The 1232-nt window shown below is 62.6% G+C and carries 2 protein-coding genes; both read left to right on the top strand.

The window, feature by feature from the left end; genetic code table 11:
* Nucleotides 1-61 precede the first annotated feature (61 nt).
* Entirely contained in the window at nucleotides 62-517 is a 456-nt protein-coding gene (locus AAFP35_RS26220) for a hypothetical protein (RefSeq protein ID WP_419224618.1), read from the top strand.
* 8 nt (nucleotides 518-525) lie between these two features.
* On the top strand, nucleotides 526-1232 hold a 707-nt coding region (locus tag AAFP35_RS26225), incomplete at its 3' end, for a transposase (protein ID WP_419224619.1).

The following is a 1232-nucleotide window of genomic DNA, read 5'->3' on the forward strand; positions in this document are numbered from 1 at the left end:
CGTCGGTTGCCAGGATGGTGGTGAGACACCTCGTGGCGGTGGGCGTGGGGATGGAGTAGACGTGCGTGAGCAGGTTGGTAGGACGCCGCGTGGTCAGCGTTCGTTCACCTTGGAGTACAAGATCGAGTTTCTGCAGCTGTGGGATGAGTGTCGTGAGCGGGGTTCGAAGGTGCGGTTGCTTCGGGAACATGGCTTGGGCTCATCGACGGTCGAACGCTGGATCCGATCGCGTGAGAGGGGAGAATTCGAGGCGTCGATGGTGGCTGCGGCGACGAAGGGCAAGGCGCAGAGTATGGATAATCGGGATCGTGCCGAGTTGGCGCGGCTGCGTGCGGAGAACGAGCGGTTGAAAACCAAGGTTGCGCAGGCCGAAGCTGCCCAGGAAGTGTTGGGAAAAGCATTCGAGCTCTTGGAGGGGATCACCAAGGGCTCGGCGGAACCGGAGACCGAGATCCCGCCGGCGTTGATGAGTACCGAGCAGTATCGGCAGTGGTTGCAGCGCAGAGGGCTGTCGTAATCGACACGGTGACCGCGTTGTCGGCGCTGGGGTTCGCTGTGGGCACGGCGTGTGTGTTGGTGGGTATGCCGCGCTCGACCTATTACCGTGTCGTGCGTGGCTACCGCCACTACACGCCGGTGGTCGATCCGGTCGCCCATGCTGATCGTGACCAGCCTGCTGCCCTGTCCGCTGCTGAGCGCCAGCAGGCGATCGACGTCATGAGTCGGTCCGAGTACGCCGATTTGTCGATATTTCAAATCTATTGGCGTGCTGTCGATTCCGGCCTTGTTGACTGTAGTCAACGTACGTTCTACCGGATCGCGAAAGCGGCGAAACTCGTCGGTGATCGGCGGCGAGGTACACGTGTGGGACCACCCACCCGCACCACACCGCGGGTGCTGGCCACCGCACCGGGTCAGTTGTGGTCGTGGGATGCCACCACCCTGCGCGGCCCGGGTCGGCAGAGTTTCAAACTGCTCCTGGCCATCGATGTGTTCTCCCGATACCCGGTGGCCTGGCAGGTGGTGGCCGAAGAGAACACCGCAGCAGCGATCACGATGTTCACCGACGCGTTCACCCGCTACGGGCCACCACAGATGCTGCACGCCGACAACGGGGCGGTGATGCGCTCTCACGAGTTGCTCGACACCCTGGCACACAACGACGTGACCGCATCGTTCTCCCGCCCGCGCGTCAGTGACGACAACCCCTTCTCCGAGTCGCTATTCAAAAC

Source organism: Gordonia sp. CPCC 206044 (assembly GCF_048537895.1).
Classification (GTDB): domain Bacteria; phylum Actinomycetota; class Actinomycetes; order Mycobacteriales; family Mycobacteriaceae; genus Gordonia.